The organism is Pseudomonas sp. S3E12 (assembly GCF_001702295.1).
GTDB classification, from domain to species: domain Bacteria; phylum Pseudomonadota; class Gammaproteobacteria; order Pseudomonadales; family Pseudomonadaceae; genus Aquipseudomonas; species Aquipseudomonas marginalis.
Genome location: NZ_MBDT01000021.1, coordinates 49,089 through 71,907, shown reverse-complemented (window position 1 = coordinate 71,907; position 22,819 = coordinate 49,089). Strand labels below are relative to the sequence as shown.

Annotated in this window: 27 protein-coding genes; 11 read left to right on the top strand and 16 right to left on the bottom strand. The window is 62.5% G+C overall.

Features of this window, described 5'->3' with window-relative positions; genetic code table 11:
- The first annotated feature begins 28 nt into the window (after positions 1-28).
- The 5 genes from lolA to cysG are packed head-to-tail and all read left to right on the top strand — an operon-like array spanning position 29 to position 5,068.
- On the top strand, positions 29-652 hold the full coding sequence (gene lolA, locus BB029_RS16990) for an outer membrane lipoprotein chaperone LolA (protein ID WP_016975527.1): 624 nt from the start codon (positions 29-31) through the stop codon (positions 650-652).
- Positions 653-679: 27 nt separating this feature from the next.
- The gene (locus BB029_RS16985) at positions 680-2,002 is read left to right on the top strand and encodes a replication-associated recombination protein A (protein ID WP_027606344.1); all 1,323 of its coding nucleotides are present in this window, start codon (positions 680-682) and stop codon (positions 2,000-2,002) included.
- Entirely contained in the window at positions 2,002-2,376 is a 375-nt protein-coding gene (gene crcB / locus BB029_RS16980) for a fluoride efflux transporter CrcB (RefSeq protein WP_027606345.1), read from the top strand. The genes BB029_RS16985 and crcB overlap by 1 nt, the downstream gene beginning before the upstream one ends.
- Positions 2,377-2,392: 16 nt before the next feature.
- On the top strand, positions 2,393-3,673 hold the full coding sequence (gene serS / locus BB029_RS16975) for a serine--tRNA ligase (protein WP_065940065.1): 1,281 nt from the start codon (positions 2,393-2,395) through the stop codon (positions 3,671-3,673).
- Positions 3,674-5,068: a siroheme synthase CysG gene (gene cysG, locus BB029_RS16970; protein WP_065940064.1), complete on the top strand. Its 1,395-nt coding sequence runs from the start codon at positions 3,674-3,676 to the stop codon at positions 5,066-5,068. It abuts the gene before it with no gap.
- Positions 5,069-5,196: 128 nt separating this feature from the next.
- On the opposite strand, the gene BB029_RS16965 is transcribed toward cysG, so the two are convergent.
- The 6 genes from BB029_RS16965 to tusD form a co-directional block, all read right to left on the bottom strand.
- Positions 5,197-6,192, bottom strand: coding sequence for a glutathione S-transferase family protein (locus BB029_RS16965; protein WP_065940063.1), 996 nt, complete (start codon positions 6,190-6,192; stop codon positions 5,197-5,199).
- Positions 6,193-6,280: 88 nt separating this feature from the next.
- The gene (locus BB029_RS16960; RefSeq protein ID WP_065940062.1) at positions 6,281-7,282 is read right to left on the bottom strand and encodes a glycosyl transferase family protein; all 1,002 of its coding nucleotides are present in this window, start codon (positions 7,280-7,282) and stop codon (positions 6,281-6,283) included.
- Complete coding sequence (locus BB029_RS16955) at positions 7,279-7,614, bottom strand: TusE/DsrC/DsvC family sulfur relay protein (protein WP_065940061.1); 336 nt, start codon at positions 7,612-7,614, stop codon at positions 7,279-7,281. The genes BB029_RS16960 and BB029_RS16955 overlap by 4 nt, the downstream gene beginning before the upstream one ends.
- Complete coding sequence (tusB, locus tag BB029_RS16950; RefSeq protein ID WP_065940060.1) at positions 7,611-7,889, bottom strand: sulfurtransferase complex subunit TusB; 279 nt, start codon at positions 7,887-7,889, stop codon at positions 7,611-7,613. Before tusB ends, BB029_RS16955 begins: the two co-directional genes overlap by 4 nt.
- A complete protein-coding gene (tusC, locus tag BB029_RS16945) occupies positions 7,889-8,239 on the bottom strand; it encodes a sulfurtransferase complex subunit TusC (RefSeq protein WP_027606352.1) in 351 nt (116 codons plus the stop codon). The genes tusB and tusC overlap by 1 nt, the downstream gene beginning before the upstream one ends.
- Position 8,240: 1 nt before the next feature.
- Complete coding sequence (gene tusD, locus BB029_RS16940; protein WP_065940059.1) at positions 8,241-8,633, bottom strand: sulfurtransferase complex subunit TusD; 393 nt, start codon at positions 8,631-8,633, stop codon at positions 8,241-8,243.
- A gap of 157 nt (positions 8,634-8,790) precedes the next feature.
- Between tusD and BB029_RS16935 the strand changes: the two genes are divergently transcribed.
- Entirely contained in the window at positions 8,791-9,966 is a 1,176-nt protein-coding gene (locus tag BB029_RS16935; RefSeq protein WP_065940058.1) for a CaiB/BaiF CoA-transferase family protein, read from the top strand.
- A 96-nt stretch (positions 9,967-10,062) separates the two neighbouring features.
- Here the strand turns inward: BB029_RS16935 and BB029_RS16930 are convergent, their stop codons facing one another.
- Both BB029_RS16930 and BB029_RS16925 read right to left on the bottom strand, forming a co-directional pair.
- Positions 10,063-10,557, bottom strand: coding sequence for a SprT family zinc-dependent metalloprotease (locus BB029_RS16930; protein ID WP_027606355.1), 495 nt, complete (start codon positions 10,555-10,557; stop codon positions 10,063-10,065).
- 129 nt (positions 10,558-10,686) lie between these two features.
- Positions 10,687-11,289, bottom strand: coding sequence for a Yip1 family protein (locus tag BB029_RS16925; protein WP_027606356.1), 603 nt, complete (start codon positions 11,287-11,289; stop codon positions 10,687-10,689).
- 264 nt (positions 11,290-11,553) lie between these two features.
- Here BB029_RS16925 and ttcA point away from each other — a divergent pair, with 264 nt between their 5' ends.
- Positions 11,554-12,378, top strand: coding sequence for a tRNA 2-thiocytidine(32) synthetase TtcA (gene ttcA / locus BB029_RS16920; protein ID WP_065940057.1), 825 nt, complete (start codon positions 11,554-11,556; stop codon positions 12,376-12,378).
- A gap of 80 nt (positions 12,379-12,458) precedes the next feature.
- A complete protein-coding gene (locus BB029_RS16915) occupies positions 12,459-13,130 on the top strand; it encodes a DNA-3-methyladenine glycosylase I (protein WP_027606358.1) in 672 nt (223 codons plus the stop codon).
- Between the two features lie 7 nt (positions 13,131-13,137).
- Here the strand turns inward: BB029_RS16915 and BB029_RS16910 are convergent, their stop codons facing one another.
- From BB029_RS16910 to arsC, 3 genes are read right to left on the bottom strand one after another with little or no spacing between them, the layout of a single operon-like run.
- Complete coding sequence (locus BB029_RS16910) at positions 13,138-13,545, bottom strand: DUF2069 domain-containing protein (RefSeq protein ID WP_065940056.1); 408 nt, start codon at positions 13,543-13,545, stop codon at positions 13,138-13,140.
- Positions 13,529-14,143, bottom strand: a complete 615-nt coding sequence (gene wrbA, locus BB029_RS16905; RefSeq protein ID WP_027606360.1) for an NAD(P)H:quinone oxidoreductase — start codon at positions 14,141-14,143, stop codon at positions 13,529-13,531. Before wrbA ends, BB029_RS16910 begins: the two co-directional genes overlap by 17 nt.
- Positions 14,140-14,493, bottom strand: a complete 354-nt coding sequence (gene arsC / locus BB029_RS16900) for an arsenate reductase (glutaredoxin) (protein ID WP_065940055.1) — start codon at positions 14,491-14,493, stop codon at positions 14,140-14,142. Before arsC ends, wrbA begins: the two co-directional genes overlap by 4 nt.
- Positions 14,494-14,608: 115 nt before the next feature.
- On the opposite strand from arsC, the gene BB029_RS16895 reads away from it, so the two are divergent.
- Complete coding sequence (locus BB029_RS16895) at positions 14,609-15,070, top strand: TlpA disulfide reductase family protein (protein ID WP_065940054.1); 462 nt, start codon at positions 14,609-14,611, stop codon at positions 15,068-15,070.
- Between the two features lie 140 nt (positions 15,071-15,210).
- On the opposite strand, the gene BB029_RS16890 is transcribed toward BB029_RS16895, so the two are convergent.
- The 4 genes from BB029_RS16890 to BB029_RS16875 form a co-directional block, all read right to left on the bottom strand.
- The gene (locus BB029_RS16890) at positions 15,211-15,615 is read right to left on the bottom strand and encodes an META domain-containing protein (protein ID WP_027607328.1); all 405 of its coding nucleotides are present in this window, start codon (positions 15,613-15,615) and stop codon (positions 15,211-15,213) included.
- Positions 15,612-16,052, bottom strand: coding sequence for a hypothetical protein (locus BB029_RS16885; protein WP_065940053.1), 441 nt, complete (start codon positions 16,050-16,052; stop codon positions 15,612-15,614). Before BB029_RS16885 ends, BB029_RS16890 begins: the two co-directional genes overlap by 4 nt.
- A 71-nt stretch (positions 16,053-16,123) precedes the next feature.
- Complete coding sequence (locus BB029_RS16880) at positions 16,124-17,113, bottom strand: 2-hydroxyacid dehydrogenase (RefSeq protein ID WP_065940052.1); 990 nt, start codon at positions 17,111-17,113, stop codon at positions 16,124-16,126.
- Positions 17,114-17,136: 23 nt separating this feature from the next.
- Positions 17,137-19,890: a response regulator gene (locus BB029_RS16875; RefSeq protein ID WP_065940051.1), complete on the bottom strand. Its 2,754-nt coding sequence runs from the start codon at positions 19,888-19,890 to the stop codon at positions 17,137-17,139.
- Positions 19,891-20,095: 205 nt separating this feature from the next.
- Between BB029_RS16875 and BB029_RS16870 the strand changes: the two genes are divergently transcribed.
- Together BB029_RS16870 and BB029_RS16865 are read left to right on the top strand one after the other, a co-directional pair.
- Positions 20,096-20,824 (top strand): response regulator transcription factor, encoded by a 729-nt coding sequence (locus tag BB029_RS16870; protein WP_065940050.1) that lies wholly within the window; start codon positions 20,096-20,098, stop codon positions 20,822-20,824.
- Positions 20,814-22,181, top strand: a complete 1,368-nt coding sequence (locus BB029_RS16865) for a sensor histidine kinase (protein WP_065940049.1) — start codon at positions 20,814-20,816, stop codon at positions 22,179-22,181. The genes BB029_RS16870 and BB029_RS16865 overlap by 11 nt, the downstream gene beginning before the upstream one ends.
- Positions 22,182-22,184: 3 nt before the next feature.
- Here BB029_RS16865 and BB029_RS16860 read toward each other — a convergent pair whose 3' ends face one another.
- On the bottom strand, positions 22,185-22,700 hold the full coding sequence (locus BB029_RS16860) for a DUF2062 domain-containing protein (protein ID WP_065940048.1): 516 nt from the start codon (positions 22,698-22,700) through the stop codon (positions 22,185-22,187).
- Positions 22,701-22,819 lie beyond the last annotated feature (119 nt).

Genomic DNA, 22,819 nt, shown 5'->3' with positions numbered 1-22,819 from the left:
GCGCCCTTACGACTCAATGAGGACTCCCATGCGTCTTATCCGCATGCTGTTGTTGCCGGCACTGGCCCTGACCGCTGTTTCGGCCCACGCTGACCCGGCCTCCGTCGCCAGCCTGAAAAACCTGTTGGACAAATCCCAGACCCTGACCGCGCGCTTCTCCCAGCTCACCCTGGATGCCGGTGGCACCCAGTTGCAGGAAACCGCCGGCGAGATGGCCGTGCAGCGCCCAGGGCTGTTCTACTGGCACACCGAAGGCAAGGCCGAGCAGACCATCGTCTCGGACGGCCAGAAAGTCACCCTGTGGGACCCGGACCTGGAGCAGGCCACCATCAAGAAGCTCGACCCGCGCCTGAACCAGACGCCGGCGCTGCTGCTGTCGGGCGATGTGTCGAAAATCAACGACAGCTTCGACATCACCTCCAAGCAGACCAGCAACGTGATCGAGTTCACCCTCAAGCCGAAATCCAAGGACACGTTGTTTGACACGCTGTCCCTGTCGTTCGGCAACGGCGTGATCAACAACATGCGCCTGGTCGACAGCGTCGGCCAGCGCACCGATATTCTGTTCTCCGGGGTCAAGGCCAACCAGCCGGTACCGGCGTCCAAGTTCAAGTTCGACATCCCCAAGGGTGCCGACGTGATCCAGGAATAACCTGCCCAGAGGTTTCAAACGCTGCCCATGGATCTGTTTCGAAGTGACCCGATTGCCCAGCCTTTGGCCGCGCGCCTGCGCTCGACCAACCTGGATGAGTACGTCGGTCAGGAACACCTGCTCGCTCGCGGCAAGCCGTTGCGCGAAGCCCTGGAGCAGGGTGCGCTGCACTCGATGATCTTCTGGGGGCCGCCGGGCGTGGGTAAGACCACCCTGGCGCGGCTGCTGGCAAAAGTCTCGGATGCACACTTCGAAACGGTCTCGGCCGTGCTGGCCGGGGTCAAGGAGATCCGCCAGGCCGTCGAGGTGGCCAAGCAGCAGGCCGGACAGTACGGCAAGCGCACCATCCTGTTTGTCGACGAAGTGCATCGCTTCAACAAGTCGCAGCAGGATGCGTTTTTGCCCTACGTCGAGGATGGCACGCTGATTTTTATCGGTGCGACCACCGAAAACCCTTCGTTTGAGTTGAACAACGCGTTGCTCTCGCGGGCGCGGGTCTATGTGCTCAAGAGCCTCGACGAAGCCGCGATGCAAAAGCTGTTGCACCGCGCCTTGAGCGAAGACAAGGGCCTGGGCAAGCGTCAGCTGAGCCTCAGCGATGAAGGCTTCAAGATCCTGCTCAGCGCTGCCGACGGCGACGGTCGCCGCTTTCTCAACCTTTTGGAGAACGCCTCCGACCTGGCCGAAGACGGCAGCGAGATTGGCGTCGACCTGTTGCAAAGCCTGCTCGGCGATACGCGTCGGCGTTTCGACAAGGGCGGCGAAGCCTTCTACGACCAGATTTCGGCGCTGCACAAGTCTGTGCGTGGCTCCAACCCGGACGGCGCGCTGTATTGGTTTGCGCGCATGATCGACGGCGGCTGCGACCCGCTGTACCTGGCGCGCCGCGTGGTGCGCATGGCCAGTGAAGACATCGGCAACGCCGACCCGCGCGCCCTGAGCCTGTGCCTGGCCGCCTGGGAAGTGCAGGAGCGCCTCGGCAGCCCGGAAGGCGAGCTGGCGGTGGCCCAGGCCATCACTTACCTGGCCTGCGCACCGAAAAGCAACGCGGTGTACATGGGCTTCAAGTCCGCCCTGCGTGCGGCCGCCGAACACGGCTCCCTCGAAGTGCCGCTGCACCTGCGCAATGCGCCGACCAAGTTGATGAAACAACTGGGCTACGGCGATGAATACCGCTATGCCCATGATGAGCCGGACGCCTATGCCGCCGGCGAAGACTATTTCCCCGATGAGCTTGAGCCGCAGCCGTTCTACCAGCCGGTGCCCCGTGGCCTGGAGCTGAAGATCGGTGAAAAGCTCAATCACCTCGCCCAACTCGACCGCCTCAGCCCCAAACAGCGGAGAAAGTAGTGTTCAAGACGATTCTTGCCGTGTCCGCAGCCGGCATCGCTGGTACATTATTGCGTTTCGCCACCGGTACGTGGGTGAGCGCCAATTGGCCGAAGCATTTTTATGCGGCGACCCTGGCGGTCAACCTGGTGGGTTGCCTGATCATCGGGTTGTTGTACGGCTGGTTCCTGTTGCGCCCGGAAGTACCGATTGAAATTCGCGCCGGCCTGATTGTCGGCTTTGTAGGCGGTCTGACGACCTTTTCATCCTTTTCACTGGATACGTTGCGCCTGCTGGAAAGCGGGCAGGCCCTGGTCGCCTTCGGCTACCTCGGCATCAGCGTGTTCGGCGGGCTGCTCGCCACCTGGGCCGGCCTGTCCTTGACCAAACTTTGATAAACGAGAGACCGACATGCTCGATTCCAAACTGTTACGTAGCAACCTTCAGGACGTAGCGGACCGCCTGGCATCCCGTGGCTTTGCCTTGGATGTTGCGCGCATCGAAGCGCTGGAAGAACAGCGCAAGACCGTCCAGACCCGCACCGAAGCACTGCAGGCTGAGCGGAATGCGCGTTCCAAATCCATCGGTCAGGCCAAGCAACGTGGCGAAGACATCGCGCCGTTGATGGCGGACGTCGAGCGCATGGGCACCGAGCTGTCCGACGGCAAGGTCGAGCTGGAAGGCATTCAGTCCGAGCTGGATTCGATCCTGCTGGGCATCCCCAACCTGCCGCACGAGTCCGTGCCGATTGGCGAAGACGAAGACGGCAACGTCGAAGTGCGTCGCTGGGGCACGCCAACGGCCTTTGATTTCGAGATCAAGGACCACGTCGCCCTGGGCGAATTGACCGGTGGCCTGGATTTCGAAACCGCCGCCAAGATGTCCGGTGCGCGCTTTGCCTTGCTGCGCGGCCCGATTGCACGCATGCACCGTGCCCTGGCGCAGTTCATGATCAACCTGCACACCGGCGAGCACGGTTACGAAGAGGCTTACACGCCGTACCTGGTGCAGGCGCCGGCGCTGATGGGCACCAGCCAACTGCCGAAGTTCGAGGAAGACCTGTTCAAGATCAGCCGCGATGGCGAAGCCGATCTGTATCTGATCCCGACCGCCGAAGTGTCGCTGACCAATATCGTTGCCGGCGAGATCCTCGACGCCAGGCAACTGCCGCTCAAGTTCGTCGCCCACAGCCCGTGCTTCCGCAGTGAAGCCGGTGCGTCGGGGCGTGACACCCGCGGCATGATCCGCCAGCACCAGTTCGACAAGGTCGAGATGGTGCAAGTGGTCGAGCCGTCGACCTCCATGGACGCCCTGGAAGGCCTGACCGCCAACGCCGAACGCGTCCTGCAGCTGCTGGAGCTGCCGTACCGCGTCCTGGCGCTGTGCACCGGCGACATGGGCTTCAGCGCCGTGAAGACCTACGACCTCGAAGTGTGGGTACCCAGCCAGGACAAATACCGCGAGATTTCGTCGTGCTCCAACTGCGGTGATTTCCAGGCCCGGCGCATGCAGGCGCGTTTCCGTAACCCGGAAACCGGCAAGCCGGAGCTGGTGCACACTCTCAACGGTTCGGGCCTGGCTGTAGGTCGCACCCTGGTGGCCGTGCTGGAAAACTACCAGCAGGCTGACGGTTCGATCCGCGTACCTGAAGTGCTCAAGCCTTACATGGCGGGCGTCGAGGTCATCCGCTAAATGGAATTCCTGCCGCTGTTTCATAACCTGCGCGGCAGTCGTGTGCTGGTCGTCGGCGGGGGGGAGATTGCCTTGCGCAAATCCCGCCTGCTGGCTGACGCCGGCGCCGTGCTGCGGGTGGTTGCTCCCCAGATCGAAGACCAGTTGCGCGAGTTGGTGCAGGGCAGTGGCGGGGAATTGATTCTGCGCGGTTATCAGGAGGCCGACCTGGAAGGCTGCACCCTGATTATCGCGGCGACCGACGACGAGCCACTGAACGCGCAAGTGTCCAGTGACGCCAAGCGTCGTTGCGTACCGGTCAATGTGGTGGACGCGCCGGCCTTGTGCAGCGTGATCTTCCCCGCGATCGTCGACCGTTCGCCCTTGGTGATCGCGGTGTCCAGCGGCGGCGATGCGCCGGTGCTGGCGCGCTTGATCCGGGCCAAGCTGGAAACCTGGATTCCGTCCACCTACGGCCAACTGGCCGGGCTGGCGGCGCGCTTTCGTGCCCAGGTCAAAGGCTTGTACCCGGATGTGCAGCAGCGTCGGGCATTTTGGGAGGAAGTGTTCCAGGGCCCGATTGCCGACCGTCAGTTGGCCGGGCAGGGCGATGAGGCTGAGCGTCTGTTGATCGAAAAGGTCAACGGCGCACCGCCTTATGCGCCGGGCGAGGTATATCTGGTCGGTGCCGGCCCAGGCGACCCGGACCTGCTGACCTTCCGTGCCCTGCGCCTGATGCAGCAAGCCGACGTGGTGCTGTACGACCGTTTGGTGGCGCCGGCGATTCTGGAACTGTGCCGTCGTGATGCCGAGCGCATCTACGTCGGCAAGCGCCGCGCCGACCACGCCGTGCCGCAAGACCAGATCAACCAGCAACTGGTGGACCTGGCCAGGCAAGGCAAGCGCGTGCTGCGCCTCAAGGGGGGCGATCCGTTCATCTTTGGTCGTGGCGGTGAAGAAATCGAGGAACTGGCGGCCCATGGCATCCCGTTCCAGGTGGTGCCGGGGATCACCGCAGCCAGTGGTTGCGCGGCGTACGCCGGGATTCCGCTGACCCATCGCGACTACGCGCAGTCGGTACGCTTTATCACCGGGCACTTGAAGAACGGGACGTCGGACCTGCCTTGGAGTGACCTGGTAGGGCCGTCGCAGACCCTGGTGTTCTACATGGGCTTGATTGGCTTGCCGATCATCTGTGAGCAACTGATCAAGCATGGGCGTGCCGCGGATACCCCAGCGGCGTTGATCCAGCAGGGCACCACGTCCAACCAGCGCGTGTTTACCGGCACCCTGGCAGACTTGCCGCGCATGGTGGCGGAGCATGAAGTGCATGCGCCGACGTTGGTGATCGTCGGTGAGGTGGTGGTGCTGCGCGAGAAGTTGAAGTGGTTTGAAGGCGCCCAGTCACAAGTCTAGTACTTGCACACACATCAACTGTAGGAGTGAGCTTGCTCGCGAAAATCGTCAACGATAACGCGCCCATCCTGAATGCACGCGGTGTTTTTTAGTTCTTCGCGAGCAAGCTCGCTCCTACGGGTTTTGTATCAGCTCCAAACGCCTTTGCTGGTTAGCTTCACTCGATCATGCCCGGCATCAAACGCCTGCAACGGCCCCTTCGGCACAATCGCCGTCGGGTTGATGGTGCGGTGGCTCCCATAGTAATGCCCCTTGATGTGCTCGAAATCCACCGTCTCGGCCACGCCTGGCCACTGATACATCTCCCTCAGCCAATTCGACAGGTTCGAATAATCGGCAATCCGCCGCAGATTGCATTTGAAGTGGCTGTAATACACCGCATCAAAACGAATCAGCGTGGTGAACAAGCGCACATCCGCCTCGGTCAGGTATTCGCCGGCCAGGTAGCGATGATCGCCCAGGTGCTGCTCCAGGTGGTCCAGTTCGGCAAATACATCGTCAAACGCGCTTTCATAGGCTTTTTGTGAGGTGGCAAAGCCTGCGCGATACACGCCATTGTTCACGGCCGGGTAGATCCGCTCGTTGAGCCCATCGATGGTCGCGCGCAGCGGCTTGGGGTAGAAGTCCAGGGTGTTGCCGGTCAGGCCGTTGAACGCGCTGTTGAACATGCGGATGATCTCCGCCGATTCATTGCTGACGATGCGGTTGAGCTGCTTGTCCCACAGCACCGGCACGGTGACGCGGCCGGTGTAGTCGGCGGTGTCGGCGGTATAGCGCTGGTGCATGAATTCGAAACCATCGAGCTTATCGCCGGTGGAGCCGTGGGCCTTGTCGAAGGTCCAGCCGTTTTCCAGCATCAGCCAGCTGACCACGGACACGTCGATCACGCTTTCCAGGCCCTTGAGCTTGCGCAGGATCAGGGTGCGGTGGGCCCAGGGGCAGGCCAGGGACACATAGAGGTGATAACGACCGGCCTCGGCCTTGAAGCCGCCTTCGCCGCTGGGCCCAGGCTGGCCATCGGCGGTCACCCAGTGGCGGCGCTGGGCCTGTTCGCGCTGGAAAGCGCCATCTGCGCTACTTTCGTACCACTGGTCTTTCCAGTGTCCTTCGATCAGCAAACCCATGACTGGCTCCTTGGCTAATAAGCGTTGGAGCCCAGTCTAAAGGGATGAGTTCGAACTAAAAGCGCAAAGACCGGGCGTGAATGATCGATTAAATCGATTTGTCCCGTGCATCCCAGTATTGCCGAGCCAATTCGAACGCCTGTTCCCGTGGGTGGCCGAGGCCGCGCAAGGCCAGGGCCATGGTGGCGATCAGCGCCAGTTGCGGGTAGCTGTCCTCTACGTCGCCGCGCCACACGGCCTTCAGGTGATCAGGCTCCAGGGTTGCCGGCTTGACGTGGCGCTGGTCGGAGAGGGCGGGCCATTCTTCATCCCAGCTTTCGCCACCGGTGGTGCCATAGAGGTGGCTGATCGTGTCGGGGTTGATCTCGACTTCGCCGCCGTCGCCCTTGACCACGATCACATGGTCGCCAAGCAGGCCGCTGGCATCGCGGTGCACGCCCTGGTAACCGGGGTGGAAAATGCTTTGCAGGCCGCAGCGCGCATTCAGCGGGTTGAGCAGGCGCGCCAGGGAGTGGATCGGCGAGCGCAGGCCGAGGGTGTTGCGCAGGTCGATCATGCGTTGCAGTTGCGGTGCCCAGTCGCCCAGCGGGATAAACGCCAGGTTGTCTTGTTCAAACGCCGTCCCGACCTGCTGCCAATTGCGGCACAGCGGGATGTGCAGGGTTTCGAGCAATTGTTCGGTGTACAGCCGGCCCGCCGTGTGTGCGCCGCCGCCGTGCATGAGGATGCGCACGCCATGTTGCGCCAGGCACTTGGCGGCCAGCAGGAACCACGGCAGGTGGCGCTTCTTGCCGGCGTAGGTCGGCCAGTCGATGTCCACATTCAGCGCGGGGGCGTCCAGGCGTTCACGCACGGCTTCGGTAAAACCGGCGAGTTCTTCCGGGCTTTCTTCCTTGTGGCGCAGCAGCATCAGGAAGGCGCCGAGCTGGGTGTCTTCAACTTTTTCGTCGAGCAGCATGCCCATGGCTTCGCGGGCCTCTTCGCGGGTGAGGTTGCGCGCGCCGCGCTTGCCTTTGCCCAGGATGCGCACGAACTGCGCAAACGGATGCTCGGCAGGGGTTTCAAGGGTCAATGGGGCAAAGTCGGTCATAAGCAATTCGTCGGCCGGGGCAGGCCCGCCAGCTTGGCGGCGAGTTTGGCGGGAGTGCCGTTGAACAGTGTGTTGAGGTGCAGGCTGTTGCCCTTTTGCGGGCCGAGCTTCAAGGCGGTGTACTTGATCAGCGGGCGCGTGGCGGGGGACAGCTGGAACTCGGCATAGAACTGGCGCAGCAGCTCGAGGACCTGCCAATGGTCCGGGGTCAGCTCCAGGGCCTCGGCGGCGGCCAGGGCCTCGGCCACCTCAGGGGACCATTCGTTCAGGTCGACGAGGTAACCGTCCTTGTCCAGCTCGAGGGTGCGCGCGCCTACGGTCAGGGTGTTCATAGCCAAGTGTTGACCTTGCTGTAGTCGAGCGACAGCTGCACGAAACCCGGGTAGTCCACGCTGTCGGCCCAGTCCGGCAGCGGCAGGTTGCGTGCCTGCATGTCTTCGGCCAACACAAAGACCTTCACGCCCTTGGTGCGCAGGGCCGGGTCGTGCAGCCCGTAGGCGCCATCGCCGCAGAGCAGGATCGCATCCTCGGCGCCACAGATACGCAGGCAACTGGCGAGGCGGCTATCGGTAAAAGGAGAGTGAGATACCACATGTAAAGTCGACATCAGAGGGTTATCACCTGGTCGTAACGGTCAATCAGCCTGGAGATCGCTTCGCTGTCCAGCGACTGGGCATTGGCCGGCTGCGTCAGCCCGCGCTCACCCAGGCTGTGGCGGCAGGCGAACACCTCATCGATGCCGAACAGGCCCAAGGCCTGCAGGTTGGCGCTGAGGTCTTTTTGCTGCACGGCCTTGGCGTCCTGGTGCGGCGCCAGTTGGAACACGCCGTCATCCATGAACAGCACGCCGATCGGCAGATCAAACGCGCCCCCGGCCAGCACGATATCCAGCGCTTCGCGCGCGCTCGGCCCGGACCAGGGCGCCTGGCGGCTGATCACTAGCAAGGATTTGGACATGTCACGGCCCTCCAAAACAGATCAGGCGGTCGGCGGCCTGGGCGGCGTCGTGCAATTGCCCCAGGCCCGACAACGCCCAGGGCGCATCCAGGTTGGCCGCGCTGCGTTGATAGCGCGTGGCTTCCTCGGCATTCAGCACGCCACGACGCAAGGCGGCAGCGATGCACACCACGCCATCGAGCTGATGCGCATTGACCAACTCGCGCCATTGACGGGCGATGTCCTGCTCATCCTGGGGTGCAACGATGTTATTGGAGGCGCCGTAGACCCCGTCCTGATAGAAAAACAGCCGCACAATCTCATGCCCGCCGGCCAACGCTGCCTGTGCAAACAGCAGGGCGCGGCGCGAGGAGGGCGCGTGGGCGGCGGAAAACACTGCAATCGCAAACTTCATGGAACACTCTGCAAGCAAACGTGGGGCAATGATAAAGCCGCTGCCACGAAAAAGCCCGCCATGATCAAAACGGTCACCCTCGATGATCGTTCTGACGATTGCCGGTAGGCGCCAGGCTGCCTAGTCTGTGGCAATCCGAAACCCAAATGGAGTCTCCATGTCAGGTCCCTTGGCGTCCCTCAAAGTGCTGGATTTTTCCACCTTGCTGCCCGGCCCGTTTGCTTCCTTGATGCTGGCGGACATGGGCGCCGAGGTACTGCGCATCGAGTCCCCCACGCGCATGGACCTGCTGCGGGTGCTGCCGCCCCATGACCGGGGGACTTCGGCCAGCCATGCCTATCTCAATCGCAACAAACGCAGCCTGGCGCTGGATTTGAAGCAGGCCCAGGCGCTGGAGATCGTGCGCGAACTGGTCAAGGACTACGACATTGTCCTCGAACAATTTCGCCCCGGCGTGATGGAACGCCTGGGTCTGGGGTACGAGGCGCTGAAGGCGATCAACCCGCGGCTGATTTATGTGTCGATCACCGGGTACGGCCAGACCGGGCCCTATAAGGACCGCGCCGGGCATGACATCAACTACCTGGCGCTGGCCGGGGTCGCCAGTTACACCGGACGCCGGGACAGCGGGCCACTGCCCTTGGGCGTGCAGTTGGCGGACGTGGGCGGCGGTTCGCTGCATGCGGTGGTGGGGCTGCTGGCGGCCGTTATCGCCCGTCAGCAAAGTGGGGTCGGGCAATACCTGGATGTGAGCATGACCGATTGCTCGTTCAGCCTGAATGCCATGGCCGGCGCGGGTTACCTGGCGTGTGGTGTGGAGCCTGAGCGGGAGGGCCATGTGCTCAATGGCGGGAGTTTCTACGATTACTATCGCTCGCGAGATGGGCGCTGGATGTCGGTCGGCAGCCTGGAACCGGCTTTCATGCAGCAATTGTGTGAAGCGTTGGGCCGCCCGGAGTTGGCCGCGCAGGGCTTGAAGCCTGAGCAGCAGCCGGCGCTTAAGCAGGCCTTGCAGGTGGAGTTCGAGAAGCGCAGTTTCGAGCAGTTGTGCGAGCTGTTTGCCGGGGTGGATGCCTGCGTGGAGCCGGTGCTGACACTCAGCGAAGCCGTGGCCCATCCGCAACTGAAGGCGCGGGCGCTGGTCAGCCAGGTGCCCAGGGGCGACGGCTCGAGCCAGGCGCAGATGGCCTGCCCGTTGAAGTTTTCGGAAGGGTTGCCAGCGTCCCGGCACATTGGCGTCGCCGTGGGCGCGCACAGTGATGAAGTGTTGGCGGAGCTGGGCTTGAGCCCGCAGCGCATCAGCGAGCTTCGCAGCTCCAAGGTGATTATGTAGTGGCTGGGCGGACGCTATCGGGAGCAAGCCCCCTCCCACAGGTTGATCGTATTCACAGGCCTGAATGTGGGAGGGGGCTTGCTCCCGATGAGGCCTTTATTCCACCCTGGTTTCGCCGGTAAACACCAAGGTCTGCCGACACCGCCTGCACAAATACCGCCGCCCCTGAGCCACCATGCCATGGCGTTGCGACGAAAACGGGAAGTCGCTGTCGGCACACGGGCACCGGTAGATATAACGGGTCACCTGGCGACGCTTCACGGCATAGGTGTGGCAGCGGTCCGGCGGCAGTTCGTAGACCCCACGCATGATCAGTTGCCATTCCTCGCCATGGGGCTGGATGCGCTCGCCAAACAATTGGTGGGCAATCAGGTGCGCCACCTCATGGGCCACGGTCTGTTTCAGGAAGTGTTGGCTGTTTTCTCGGTACAACTGTGGGTTGAAGCGCAGCAGGTTCTCGTGCAAATGCGCGACACCGGCCTTCTGGCCCCGCAGCTTGAGGCTGACCTGGGGGCGTTTGAAGCTTCGTTTGAAAAAGGATTCGGCTTGCAGGAAACAATCTTCGACGCGGGTATTGAGTTGCTCGGGCATGCTGTACATATCTCCAGAGACGTCCAGTATGCCGCAAAGCGGGGTGTTTCCGAATCTGTCAGGCGCCGAATGGTCATCCATCATGTACAAAGCCACCTTGCGGTGGCCTTGCCTTTGCCATTGAACGGGTCAGTTCGTGTAGATCGGCCCCACGCCCAGGCCCCAGACGATCACGGTGAACGCCATGATCGCCACCAGCACCACCAGCCCTACGGCCAGTATCGAACTGGAAAACAGGAAGCCTTCATCCGGGTCGATGCTCATGAAGGTCGGTACGCCGACATACAGCAGGTACACCGTGTAGCAGATCGCCGCAGTGCCCACCACCATGCCCAGCCACATATGCGGGTAGAGCGCCGCCAGCCCGCCGATGAACAGCGGGGTCGCGGTATAGGTGGCAAACGCCACGCACCGCGCCATGCTGGGGTTGGCGTCGTAGGTGCGGGCCATCCAGTGAATGAACGCGCCCATCACTGCTACGCCGCCGAGCATGGCCGCGTAGGACATGAGGGTCATCCACAGCGCACTTTCCTGGGTCAACATGACCGGGGAGCGGTTGCCGATGACCCAGCCGACCTGGGTGGTACCGATAAAAGCCGATACGGCGGGGATCGCCGCAAGAATCAGGGTGTGAGTGAGGTACATGTGGCCGATGCTTTCTTCTTTATCGCCACGAATTTCCCGCCATTCCTGGTCGGGATGGGTAAACAGCCCCACGACGTGATGGATCATGCCAGTCACTCCTGTCGTTATTACCATCGCCCCCCATCGGAGCGCCCACGGGCCAAATGGCCACAAAGGTCTGGATATATGTGTGCGACCTCAAGTCGCAGTATAGGAAGGGATGACCGGAATAACCGTAGGGCCTTTAGAGCAAATTGCGCTGTAAACAAGGGGCCTAATCGCGGCGGGGTCTTTTACTGTTAGCCCTTTAGCTGTTTTTTTTGCGTAAAATACCCGGCTTTTCGTCACACACCTCCAGCGGATCCAAGCGCCATGGGCACTCTTACGGTCAACCAGAACAAACTGCAAAAACGCCTGCGCCGCCTGGCCGGTGAGGCAGTCGCCGATTTCAACATGATCGAGGACGGCGACAAGGTCATGGTCTGCCTCTCCGGCGGCAAAGACAGCTACACCATGCTCGACGTGCTGCTGCACCTGCAAAAGGTCGCGCCGATCAAGTTCGAGATCGTTGCCGTCAATATGGACCAGAAACAACCGGGCTTCCCCGAGCACGTGCTGCCGGCCTACCTCAAGGCGCTGGGCGTCGAGTACCACATCGTTGAAAAAGACACCTATTCGGTGGTCAAGGAACTGATCCCTGAAGGCAAGACCACCTGCTCGCTGTGCTCGCGCCTGCGCCGTGGCACGCTCTACACCTTTGCCGATGAGATCGGGGCGACCAAGATGGCCCTGGGTCATCACCGCGACGATATCGTCGAGACCTTCTTCCTCAATATGTTTTTCAACGGCTCGCTCAAGGCCATGCCGCCCAAGCTGCGTGCCGATGACGGGCGCAACGTGGTGATCCGCCCGCTGGCGTATTGCAACGAGAAGGACATCCAGGCCTACTCCGACTTCAAGCAATTCCCGATCATCCCGTGCAACCTGTGCGGCTCCCAGGAAAACCTGCAGCGCCAGGTGGTCAAGGACATGCTGGTGGATTGGGAGCGCAAGACCCCCGGGCGTACCGAAAGTATCTTCCGCAGCCTGCAGAACGTGCAGCCGTCGCAATTGGCCGACCGCAACCTGTTCGACTTCACCAGCCTGAAAATCGATGAGACTGCCGCGCCGCGTTTCGTCAATGTTGTGAACCTCTGAGCTCATTCAACGCTCTGACACACGGCGCTCGCGGGCGCCGTTTTCAATTCCATTGCCAGCATTCAACAGCAGGAGAGGGCATGCGCGATTACAAGTGGCTGCACGAATATTGTCTGAACCGCTTCGGTTCAGCGGCCGAGCTGGACGCCCACCTGCCGGTGCCCAAGACCCCGGCGCAGTTACGCAAGATCAGTGATGATCGCTACCTGTCGACCTTGGCGCTGCGCGTGTTTCGCGCCGGCTTGAAACACAGCGTGGTGGATGCCAAGTGGCCGGCCTTCGAGCAGGTGTTCTTCGGCTTCGACCCGGAAAAAGTCGTGCTGATGGGTGCCGAACACCTGGAGCGGCTGATGCAGGACACGCGCATCATCCGTCACCTGGGCAAGCTCAAGAGTGTGCCGCGCAATGCGCAGATGATCCTGGACATCGAGCAGGAAAAAGGCAGCTTCGGCGCATTTATCGCTGACTGGCCGGTGACCGATATCGTTGGGTTATGGAAATACCTGAGCAAGCACGGTCATCAGCTGGGCGGGCTGTCGGCCCCACGCTTTTTGCGGATGGTGGGCAAGGATACTTTTGTGCCGAGCGATGACGTGGTCGCGGCATTGAATGCGCAGAAGATTGTCGACAAGGCACCCACCAGCCTGCGCGACCTGGCCACGGTGCAGGCTGCGTTCAACCAGTGGCATGCCGAGAGTGGGCGGCCGATGTGCCAGCTGTCGATGATGCTGGCCTATACGGTGAATCACTGACCGGGTTCTAGGGTGTGGCCAACCGGCGGTTCAACTGGTGCCGCCAGCGCACATACAGCAGCGCCGTGCAAAACACCGCCAGGCTGGCCAGCATCTCCAGCACCCCGAACCACTGCCGGTTCGGGTCATACGCCGCCAGCGCGCCCTTGATGAAATACAGGTTCACCGCAAAGCACATCCACGAATGCCCGCGCGCGCTGCCGATGATCATCCCCGGCGCCAGCACCAGCAGCGGCACCAGTTCGATCAGCAGGATCACCCACGGGCGTGCCCCGTGCAGGTCGGCGACGAACAGGTAGTACCCGCACAACAAACCCACCAGGGCGAAAAACGCCAGCAGGCTTAACGCGCGTGCCGCCTTGACCCGTGGCTCCAGCCACGCTTGCGGCGGTAGAACCTTAGGCTTCCTGGCCACGGCCGTTCTCCAGCAGCGTGGCGGTCTTGGCCAGGCGCAGGCCCAGGGCCCGGCACAGGGTGATTTCATGCGGGTCGAGCAGGCGCTTGCCATCCGGCCCGGCATGGTGGCTGGCGCCATACGGCGTGCCGCCGCCCTGGGTGTCGAGCAGCGCCTGTTCGCTGTAGGGCAGGCCAGTGATCAGCATGCCGTGGTGCAGCAGCGGCAACAGCATCGACATCAGCGTGGTTTCCTGGCCGCCATGCAGGCTGGCGGTGGAGGTGAACACCCCGGCCGGCTTGCCGACCAGCGCCCCGGTGAGCCACAGGTTGCTGGTGCCATCGAGGAAGTACTTGAGCGGCGCGGCCATGTTGCCGAAGCGCGTCGGGCTGCCCAGGGCCAGGCCCGAGCAGTTTTTCAAGTCATCGAGGCTGGCGTACAGCGCGCCTTCGTCCGGGATGCTCGGCGCCACGGCTTCGCATTCGGTGGAGATCGCCGGTACGGTGCGCAGCCGCGCTTCCATGCCGCCTTGCTCGATGCCCCGGGCAATCTGCCGAGCCATTTCGCTCACCGAGCCATTGCGGCTGTAATACAACACCAGCACATACGGCGCAGTCACGGCAGGATCTCCAGCACGTTCTCTGGCGGACGGCCAATGATGGCTTTATCGGCGGTTTCCAGGATCGGGCGTTCCATCAGCTTGGGATGTTCGGCGATCGCGGCGATCAACTGCGCTTCGCTGAGGCTGGCGTCGGCCAGGTTGAGGGCCTTGTATTCGTCTTCGCCGGTGCGCAGCAGTTGGCGGGCGCTGATGCCCAGCTTGGCCAGCAGTGTCTTCAATTGCGCGGCATTCAGCGGGTTTTCCAGGTAACGCACCACGGTGGGGGCGAGGCCTCGGGCTTCCAGCAGTTCGAGCGCACCGCGGGATTTCGAGCAGCGCGGGTTGTGATAAAGCGTCAGATCGGTCATGTGCGGGTCGCATCTTGCGTAAGGTGGCGGGTATTCTACCTGCGCGGCGTCCTGTCCTTAAACCGTAAGAGGCGATAGGTCGCAGCCAACGTTCATTTTTGCGAAGGAATACCCCATGACAAGGCGACTGATCGGTGCATTGGCGATCATCACAACCCTGCTGCTCAGCGGCTGCGGCAATGACTACGGCGTTGACCAATACGGCCAGAAGGTTGCGGCCGAGCGCCTGGATAAACAGTGGCTGGTGGTCAACTACTGGGCGGAATGGTGTGGCCCGTGCCGTACGGAAATCCCTGAGCTCAACGCTCTGGCGGAGCAGTTGAAGGGGCAGGGCGTGGGGGTGTTCGGGGTCAACTTCGACAATGTGCAGGGTGCAGATCTGAAGGAAGCCAGCGACAAACTGGGGATCAAGTTCACCGTGCTGGCACAGAACCCGGATGGGATCTTCGAGATTCCGCGCAGCGAAGCGTTGCCGGTGACCTATATCATCGATGACAAGGGCAAGGTGCGCGAGCAGTTGATGGGTGAGCAGACGGCGGAAGGGGTGCTGGCCAAGCTCAAGGCTTTGCGCGGCTAGAGTATTGTCCTCGATCAAATGTGGGAGGGGGCTTGCCCCCGATAGCAGTGTGTCAGTCAATACATCAGTGACTGTTACACCGTCATCGGGGGCAAGCCCCCTCCCACATTTAAATCTCACCAACCTGTAGATCGGTGGAATCAGCCCTCTTCGAGCCACAGGCGAATCGGCTTGCCTTCGGCCGGCCAGAAGCGGGTCTGCTCGATCGGCGAGATGTCCCAGCGCTGTACGCCTTGCAGGGCCTGGAAGAAGCGCTGTTCCTGCTCCATCAGGGCCTCGGCGCAGAGCTTGCGGGTGCTGCCAAGCTTGCCGAAGCTGAGTTTGTCGCCCTCAAGGGTGTACGGCGCGAACCAGTGGTTGCAACCGCCGTTGCCGTAGGCACGCCCATCGGCGCCGAGGGTGACGGTCAGGTGTGCGTAATCCATCAACGGCCGCTCACCAATCCACTCCACCACGTAGCTGTGATCCTGCTTGAGCTTGGCCGCGTCACCGGCGCAGCCACTCAGGGCCGCACCGACGGCGGCGAGCAGAAGCAGGCCTTTCATTGCCCGGCCTTCTGGCATTTCGGGCAACGGTGCTTGTCGCCTTCGCTGGACCAGCCCAACTCGGCAATGCGTGCGTTGGCGGCCGGTTGCAGCGGCTCCTTGGTCAGCTTGGTTTCCACCGCGAATTCAAATTCCAGCACGGTGTCGCAGCTGTCGCAGTTGACCTTCCAGGTGTGAATCTCCAGCTCGCCGAACTTCGGCCCGCGGGCCATGGCGACCCACTGGCCGGCAGGGCGGATGGAGTAGCGCGCGTCACCTTCGACGGTAAGACGCATGGACAAGGTTTTACTGCCGCGCAGAGTGACGATCAGCACGTCGTCATGCTTGATCGAACCACCGTTGCCGGTGACCTGGTAGCGGCCCGGCACCAAGGCACGGCATTCGATCAGGGTGTGTTGCGGGCTCAGCAAGCTGAAGCGGAAATCGTGTTCGGCCATGGATCCTCCAAATAGGCGCGGCATCCTATCACGGGTGCCTGCTGATCATGAGCCTGGTATGTGACCGCTGATCATCCTTCGACGAGGTTCTGCGCCCGGCCATCGGCCCATGCCGCAATATTGGCCAAGGTGGTGCCGGCAATCGCCGCCAGGGCTTCGCGGGTGAGGAACGCCTGGTGTGCGGTGACGATCACGTTGGGGAAGGTCAGCAGGCGCGCGAGCACATCGTCCTGCAAGGGCAGGTCGGAGCGGTCTTCGAAAAACAGCTGGGCTTCCTCCTCGTAGACATCCAGCCCCAGATAGCCGAGCTGGCCGTCCTTGAGTGCTTCGATCAGCGCCGGCGTGTCGACCAGGCCGCCGCGACCGGTGTTGATCAGCATGGCGCCGGGTTGCATCCGCGCCAGCGAGTGCGCATTGATCAGGTGCTTGCTGTCGGCGGTCAGCGGGCAGTGCAGACTGATGATCTGCGCCTGGGCCAAGAGCTCCGGCAGGCTCACATAGTCAGCGCCGAGGGCCTGGACCTGCGGGTTGGGGAACGGGTCGTAGGCGAGCAGCCGGCAACCGAAGCCCGCCATGATCCTGGCGAACGTGGCGCCGATCTGGCCGGTGCCGACCACGCCGACGGTCTTGCCCACCAGGTCGAAGCCGGTGAGGCCATGGAGGCTGAAATCGCCGTCGCGGGTGCGGTTGTAGGCGCGATGCAGGCGGCGGTTGAGGGCGAGGATCAGGGCCACCGCGTGTTCGGCGATCGCATGGGGCGAATAGGCCGGGACGCGCACGATGGTCAGGCCCAGGCGTTTGGCGGCAGGCAGGTCCACATGGTTGTAACCGGCCGAACGCAACGCGATCAACCGCGTGCCGCCCTTGGCCAGGTGTTCCAGCACCGGGGCGCTGAGGTCATCGTTGATAAAGGCGCAGACCACCTCGTGGTGTTCGGCCAGGGCGACGGTGTCGAGGTTGAGCCGGGCGGGTTGGAATTGCAGTTCCAGGCCGCGCGGCAAGGGTTCGCCGAGGAAACTGTCGCGGTCGTAGGTCTGGCTGCTGAAAAGAATCACGCGCATCAAAGGCGTCCTTTTTGATGAGTTCAGGCGCTGACCCGCGCTTCACTGGCCAGCCGTGCAATGGCCATGTCCAGTTCATCCAGCGCGGTCATGGCCTTGGCGTCGTCCTGCTTGAGCAGGGTTTCGGCGCGCTGGCAGGCGGCGCGCAGTTGCGGCACGCCACAGTAGCGGGTGGCGCCGTGCAGGCGGTGGACGCGTTCGATCAGGGCCAGGTTGTCCTTGGCCTCGCGGGCGACGTGAATGGCCTGGCGGTCGGCTTCCAGGGAGGCCAGCAGCATGGCCAGCATGTCGGCCGCCAGATCGGTCTTGCCGGCGGCCAGGCGCAGGCCTTCCTCGTGGTCCAGCACCGGCAATTGCACCCCGGGGCCCAAGCCTTCGACGGCGCGCTCCGGCACCTGGTTGCGCAGGGCCAGGCCGGTCCATTTCAGCACCACCTGGGCCAGTTGCCGTTCGCTGATGGGTTTGGTCAGGTAGTCGTCCATACCGCTTTGCAGCAGGGCGCGCTTTTCGTTGGCCATGGCGTGGGCGGTGAGGGCGACCACCGGCAAGGGCGTGCCATGGCGCTCGCTTTCCCACTGGCGGATCGCCTCGGTGCTCTGGCGTCCGTCCATGCCCGGCATCTGCACGTCCATAAGCACCAGGTCGAAGGTGTCCTGTTTCACCGCGTCGACCGCTGCGTAGCCGCTTTCCACTGCACGGACCTGCGCGCCCATGTCTTCCAGCAGGGTTTGCACCAACAGCAGGTTTGCCGGGTTATCGTCGACACACAGCACACGCGGCGCACGGCTGGACAACGGCTCGCCCGGTTCACTGCGGGACGGCCGCGGGCTGATCAGGTCGGACAGCGCACGGCGCAGCTTGCGGGTACACGCCGGCTTGGCCTGCAACTGGCTGTTGGGGTTAGGGACCGACTCGTTGAACAGCATCTGTTCGGTGGTGGGGCACAGCACCAGCACTTTGCAACCCAGGTGTTCGAGGTCCCACAGGTGTTGGTTGAGGCGCTCGGGCGGGATATCGTTGGCGGTCACGCCGAGTACCGCGAGGTCGATAGCCTGCTCGGTCTGGTGAGCGCTGGTGATGCCGTTGGTCAGGCTTTCCAGGGTATTGAACGGCGTTACTTCCAGGCCACAGTCTTCCAATTGGTGCTGCAGGGCCTGGCGCGCCAGGTCGTGGTTTTCCAGCACCGCCACGCGATGGCCCAGCAACGGCGCGCAGGGCAGGTCTTCGACGTCGTCGCGGGTCTTGGGCAGGTTCAGGCTGATCCAGAACTCAGAGCCTTCGCCCGGCGTGCTGTCGACGCCGATTTCACCGCCCATTTGTTCGATCAGGCGCTTGGAAATCACCAGGCCCAGCCCCGTACCGCCGGGCTGGCGCGACAGTGAATTGTCGGCCTGGCTGAACGCCTGGAACAACGCCCGCACGTCCTGGCTGGACAGGCCGATGCCGGTGTCCTGCACGCTTATGCGCAGTTGCACGCTGTCTTCCTGCTCGTCCTCGATCATCGCCCGGGCCACGATGGTGCCTTCGCGGGTGAACTTGATCGCATTGCTGATCAGGTTGGTGAGGATCTGCTTGAGCCGCAGCGGGTCGCCCACCAGCGCCAGCGGCGTGTCGCGGTACACCAGGCTGACCAGTTCCAGCTGCTTGGCATGGGCGGCGGGGGCGAGGATGGTGAGGGTGTCTTGCAGCAAATCCCGCAGGTTGAAGGGGATGCTGTCGAGCACCAGCTTGCCGGCCTCGATCTTCGAGAAATCGAGGATTTCGTTGATGATGCCCAGCAGGTTGTCGGCGGATTTTTCGATGGTGCCCAGGTAGTCCAGCTGGCGCGGGGTCAGCTCGCTTTTTTGCAGCAGGTGGGTAAAACCGAGTATGCCGTTGAGCGGCGTGCGGATTTCATGGCTCATGTTCGCCAGGAACTCGGACTTGATGCGGCTGGCCTCCAGGGCCTCCTTGCGCGCCAGGTCCAGCTCGATGTTCTGGATCTCGATGGTTTCCAGGTTCTGGCGCACGTCTTCGGTGGCCTGGTCGATGCTGTGCTGCAATTCTTCCCGGGCATTTTGCAGGGTTTCGGCCATGCGGTTGATGCCCGATGCGAGTTGATCCAGCTCCTGGCTGCCCAAGGGTGGCAGGCGGGTTTCCAGATTGCCGTCCTTGAGTTGGGCCACCGCTTGTTTGATCAGGCCAATCGGCGCGTTGATCGTACGGCTGATGCGCAAGGCCAGGGCCGCGGTGCAGATCAGGCCGATGGCAATCAGCAGCAGGCTCGCGAACAGGCTGCGATAGCCGCGCAGCAACATACCGTTGTGGGACAACTCCACCTCGACCCAACCGAGCAGGCGATCGGCTTCATCGGGGATCAAATCGCCCGCCAGGTTGCGATGGCGACCAAACACCGGCAGCAGGTAGCGCGTGGCGTCGTTGCCGGTGCGCTGCAGCAGGTGGGAGCTGTTGCCCACCGGCGGCTGGTTGAGCATGGTCGGGCCGGCATGGGCCAGGGGCGTGCGGTCCGGCGCCAGGAACGCCACGGTGCGCACGTCCGTCTGTTCCAGGGATTGGGTGGCGATACGCTCCAGCAGGTCGGTATTCCTGCTGCCCATGGCCGGAGCCACCAGGGGCGCCAGCTGCTCGGCGATCATTTCCCCGCGTTGCAGCAACTGGGCCTGTAACTCCGAGAGCTGCATCCAGGTGAAGTACCCTCCCAACAACAAGGCCATCAGGCTGGTCGGTAATAAGGTCAGCAACAGTACGCGGCCTTTTATCCCCATTCTTTTAAGCACGCCACTCTCCTGCTACCACACTGATATCAATCTTCCGCGCCGGCATCCGGCCCGCGCCACCTGCGCAGTGTAGCCATTTGCGCGGCCTGGAATCTTGCAAATTAATGACAGAGGGCAATCTTCGGGCCGTTGGACGCCGTGTGGCGATTGCCTGCGGCGGGGTTATCTTGAATAATCAGTGATTGAGAATGACTTGCAGACGCTAATGAATCCCGCGGCAGTTGGCCTACCCCGTATCCTTACAATTGAAGATGACCCCGTGCTGGGTGCCTATGTGCATGAGCATTTGGGGCGCTGTGGCTTCCAGGTCACCTGGTGCCAGAACGGTCAGCAGGGCCTGGAGATGGCGCGCGACCAGGCATTCGACGTGGTGTTGATGGATATTCTGCTGCCGGGCCTGGATGGCTTGTCGATCCTCACCCATTTGCGCCGGAGCCATTCGATTCCGGTGATCCTGATGTCGGCCCTGGGCGCTGAAACCGATCGCGTCAGCGGTTTTCGCCTGGGTGCCGATGATTACCTGCCCAAACCCTTCAGCATGGTAGAGCTGCGCGTGCGTATCGAAGCCATCCTGCGGCGGGTGGCCCTGGATCGGCGCCCGTTGCCGACGCTTGCGCCCGTGCGCGAGGATACCCGCACGCTGCGTTTCGATGACGAGCTGTGCGATGTTTTTCATCAAGGCCACTGGGCGGGCCTGACCCGCAGCGAATATCGCCTGCTGGAAACCCTGCACCGCAACGCTGAAGAAGTCCTCAGCAAAGCCTTCCTCTACCAGCACGTGTTGCAACGGGGTTATGCGCCCCATGATCGCAGCCTCGACATGCATATCAGCCAGATCCGCCGCAAGCTCAAGGCCATCGGCTACACCGAGCGTGAGGTGCGCACGGTGTGGGGCAAGGGCTATGTGTTGAGCGGTCACGACGATGGGCTTTGAGGCATCGCTGAAACGGCTGCCGGGCAGGCACTCGTTATTCTGGAAACTTGCCTGCCTGCTGATCGCCTTCTGTTTGCTGATGATCTGGCTCAGTTGGTCCTGGGGCCGGTACATGGAGCAAAAGAACGCCTACCTGTCCGATGAGGCCAGGAGCACCTTGAGTGGTTATGCGGTCGGCGCCGAGCAGGCCTGGAACCAGGGCGGCAATGCCGGCGTTGATGCGTGGCTGCAGGCAATGGGCAAGCGCGAAAGCACGTGGATCGGGGTGATCGGCAATGACTTGCAGTCGTTGAGCAGCTACCCGCTGACCGATACGGAAAGCCAGCGCCTGACCTTCCTTCGGGGCCTGGACTGGCCGGTCAGCCGCCACGTCAAGGGGTTGCCGTGGTTGAAGATCCCGTTTGTGGTGGATCCGGGCGCCGGTTCGCTGGTGATTGAACTGCCGCAGCGCTTTATGCCGGGGCGCTACCAACTGTTCTGGCGGGTGGTGACCAACGGCGTGATTCCCGGCCTCTTTACCTTGTTGCTGTGCGTCGGCCTCTATCGGTTGCTGATCATGCCCCTCAATCAACTGCGCGAGCAGGCCAACGCATGGCGTGCCGATCAGTTGAATACGCGGATGTCCCACGACGCCACCAGCCGCCAGGACGAATTGGGCGAGCTGGGGCGCGCGTTTGATCATATGTCCGAGCGCTTGCAGGGTACGGTGATGCTGCAACAGCAGCTGTTAAGGGACATGTCCCATGAACTGCGCACGCCCTTGAGCCGTTTGCGGGTGGCCTGTGACAGTGAGCAGGATCTTGCGCGCCTGCGTGAGCGGCTGGGGCGGGAGATCGACGCCATGCAGCGCCTGGTGGAAGACAGCCTGCAACTGGCCTGGCTGGATACCGAGCGGGCGCCGCTGCCCAAAGAAGATATTCAGGTGCAAGCGCTGTGGGACATGCTGCGCGAGAACGCGTGCTTTGAAAGCGGTTGGCCGGCATCGCGGCTGCCCTGCCTTCTGGGCGCCGACAGTTGGGTGAGGGGCAACCTGAATGCCCTGGCCCAGGCCCTGGAGAATATCCTGCGCAACGCCATACGCCATTCCCCGGCGGAGGGGGTCGTGTGCCTGGATGGCTGCCGCGAGGGGGAGTATTGGCACCTTTGGTTGGAAGACCAGGGCGGGGGAATCGATGAGCAGGATCTGGAGCGAATCTTTGCGCCGTTTACGCGGCTGGACGGTTCGAGGCCCGGCGATGGTGGCTTCGGGCTGGGCCTGAGCATCGCGCGTAATGCCGTGCAACGCCAGGACGGCAGCCTGTGGGCGGAAAATACCGGCCAGGGCTTGCGTGTGCACCTGCGGTTGCCGGCGCGATAGGTCTCAGCCTCGGCGCTGCCTGCGCTTTTTCCATTGGTGCGCGACCCACCAGCGCCAGTACCCCATGGTCAGGCAGTAGGCCAGTGCGCCCAGCACCAGCCCCAACACCACCGAACCCAGCAGGAAGGGCTGCCACAGCGTGCTCAACTGGCCGCTGATCCACTCCCAGGTCAGGTCGTCGGGCAGGCTGCGCGGTGGCACATTCATCAGCCATGCGCCGGTCATGTAGGTGCAGATGAACACCACCGGCATGGTGATCGGGTTGGTCAGCCATACCAGGCTGATGGCGATGGGCATATTGCCGCGCACGGTGATCGCCAGCACTGCCGCCAGCAGCATCTGCAACGGGATCGGGATAAACGCCGCGAACAAACCTACGGCCATGGCGCGTGCCACGGAGTGCCGGTTCAGGTGCCAGAGGTTCGGGTCGTGCAGCAACGTGCCAAGAAACTGTAATGACTTGTGTTCCCTGATACTGGTGGGGTCGGGCATGTACCGTTTGAATAAGCGCCGAGGCATAGGGGGTCCAGGTCAGTTCGAGGGGCAAGTATGCCCGCATTCTATAAACAGAAAATTCAGACTTTGTGACAAAACATCATAGGACACGCTGGGCCCTCGTCTAAGACTGAGTGGATCAC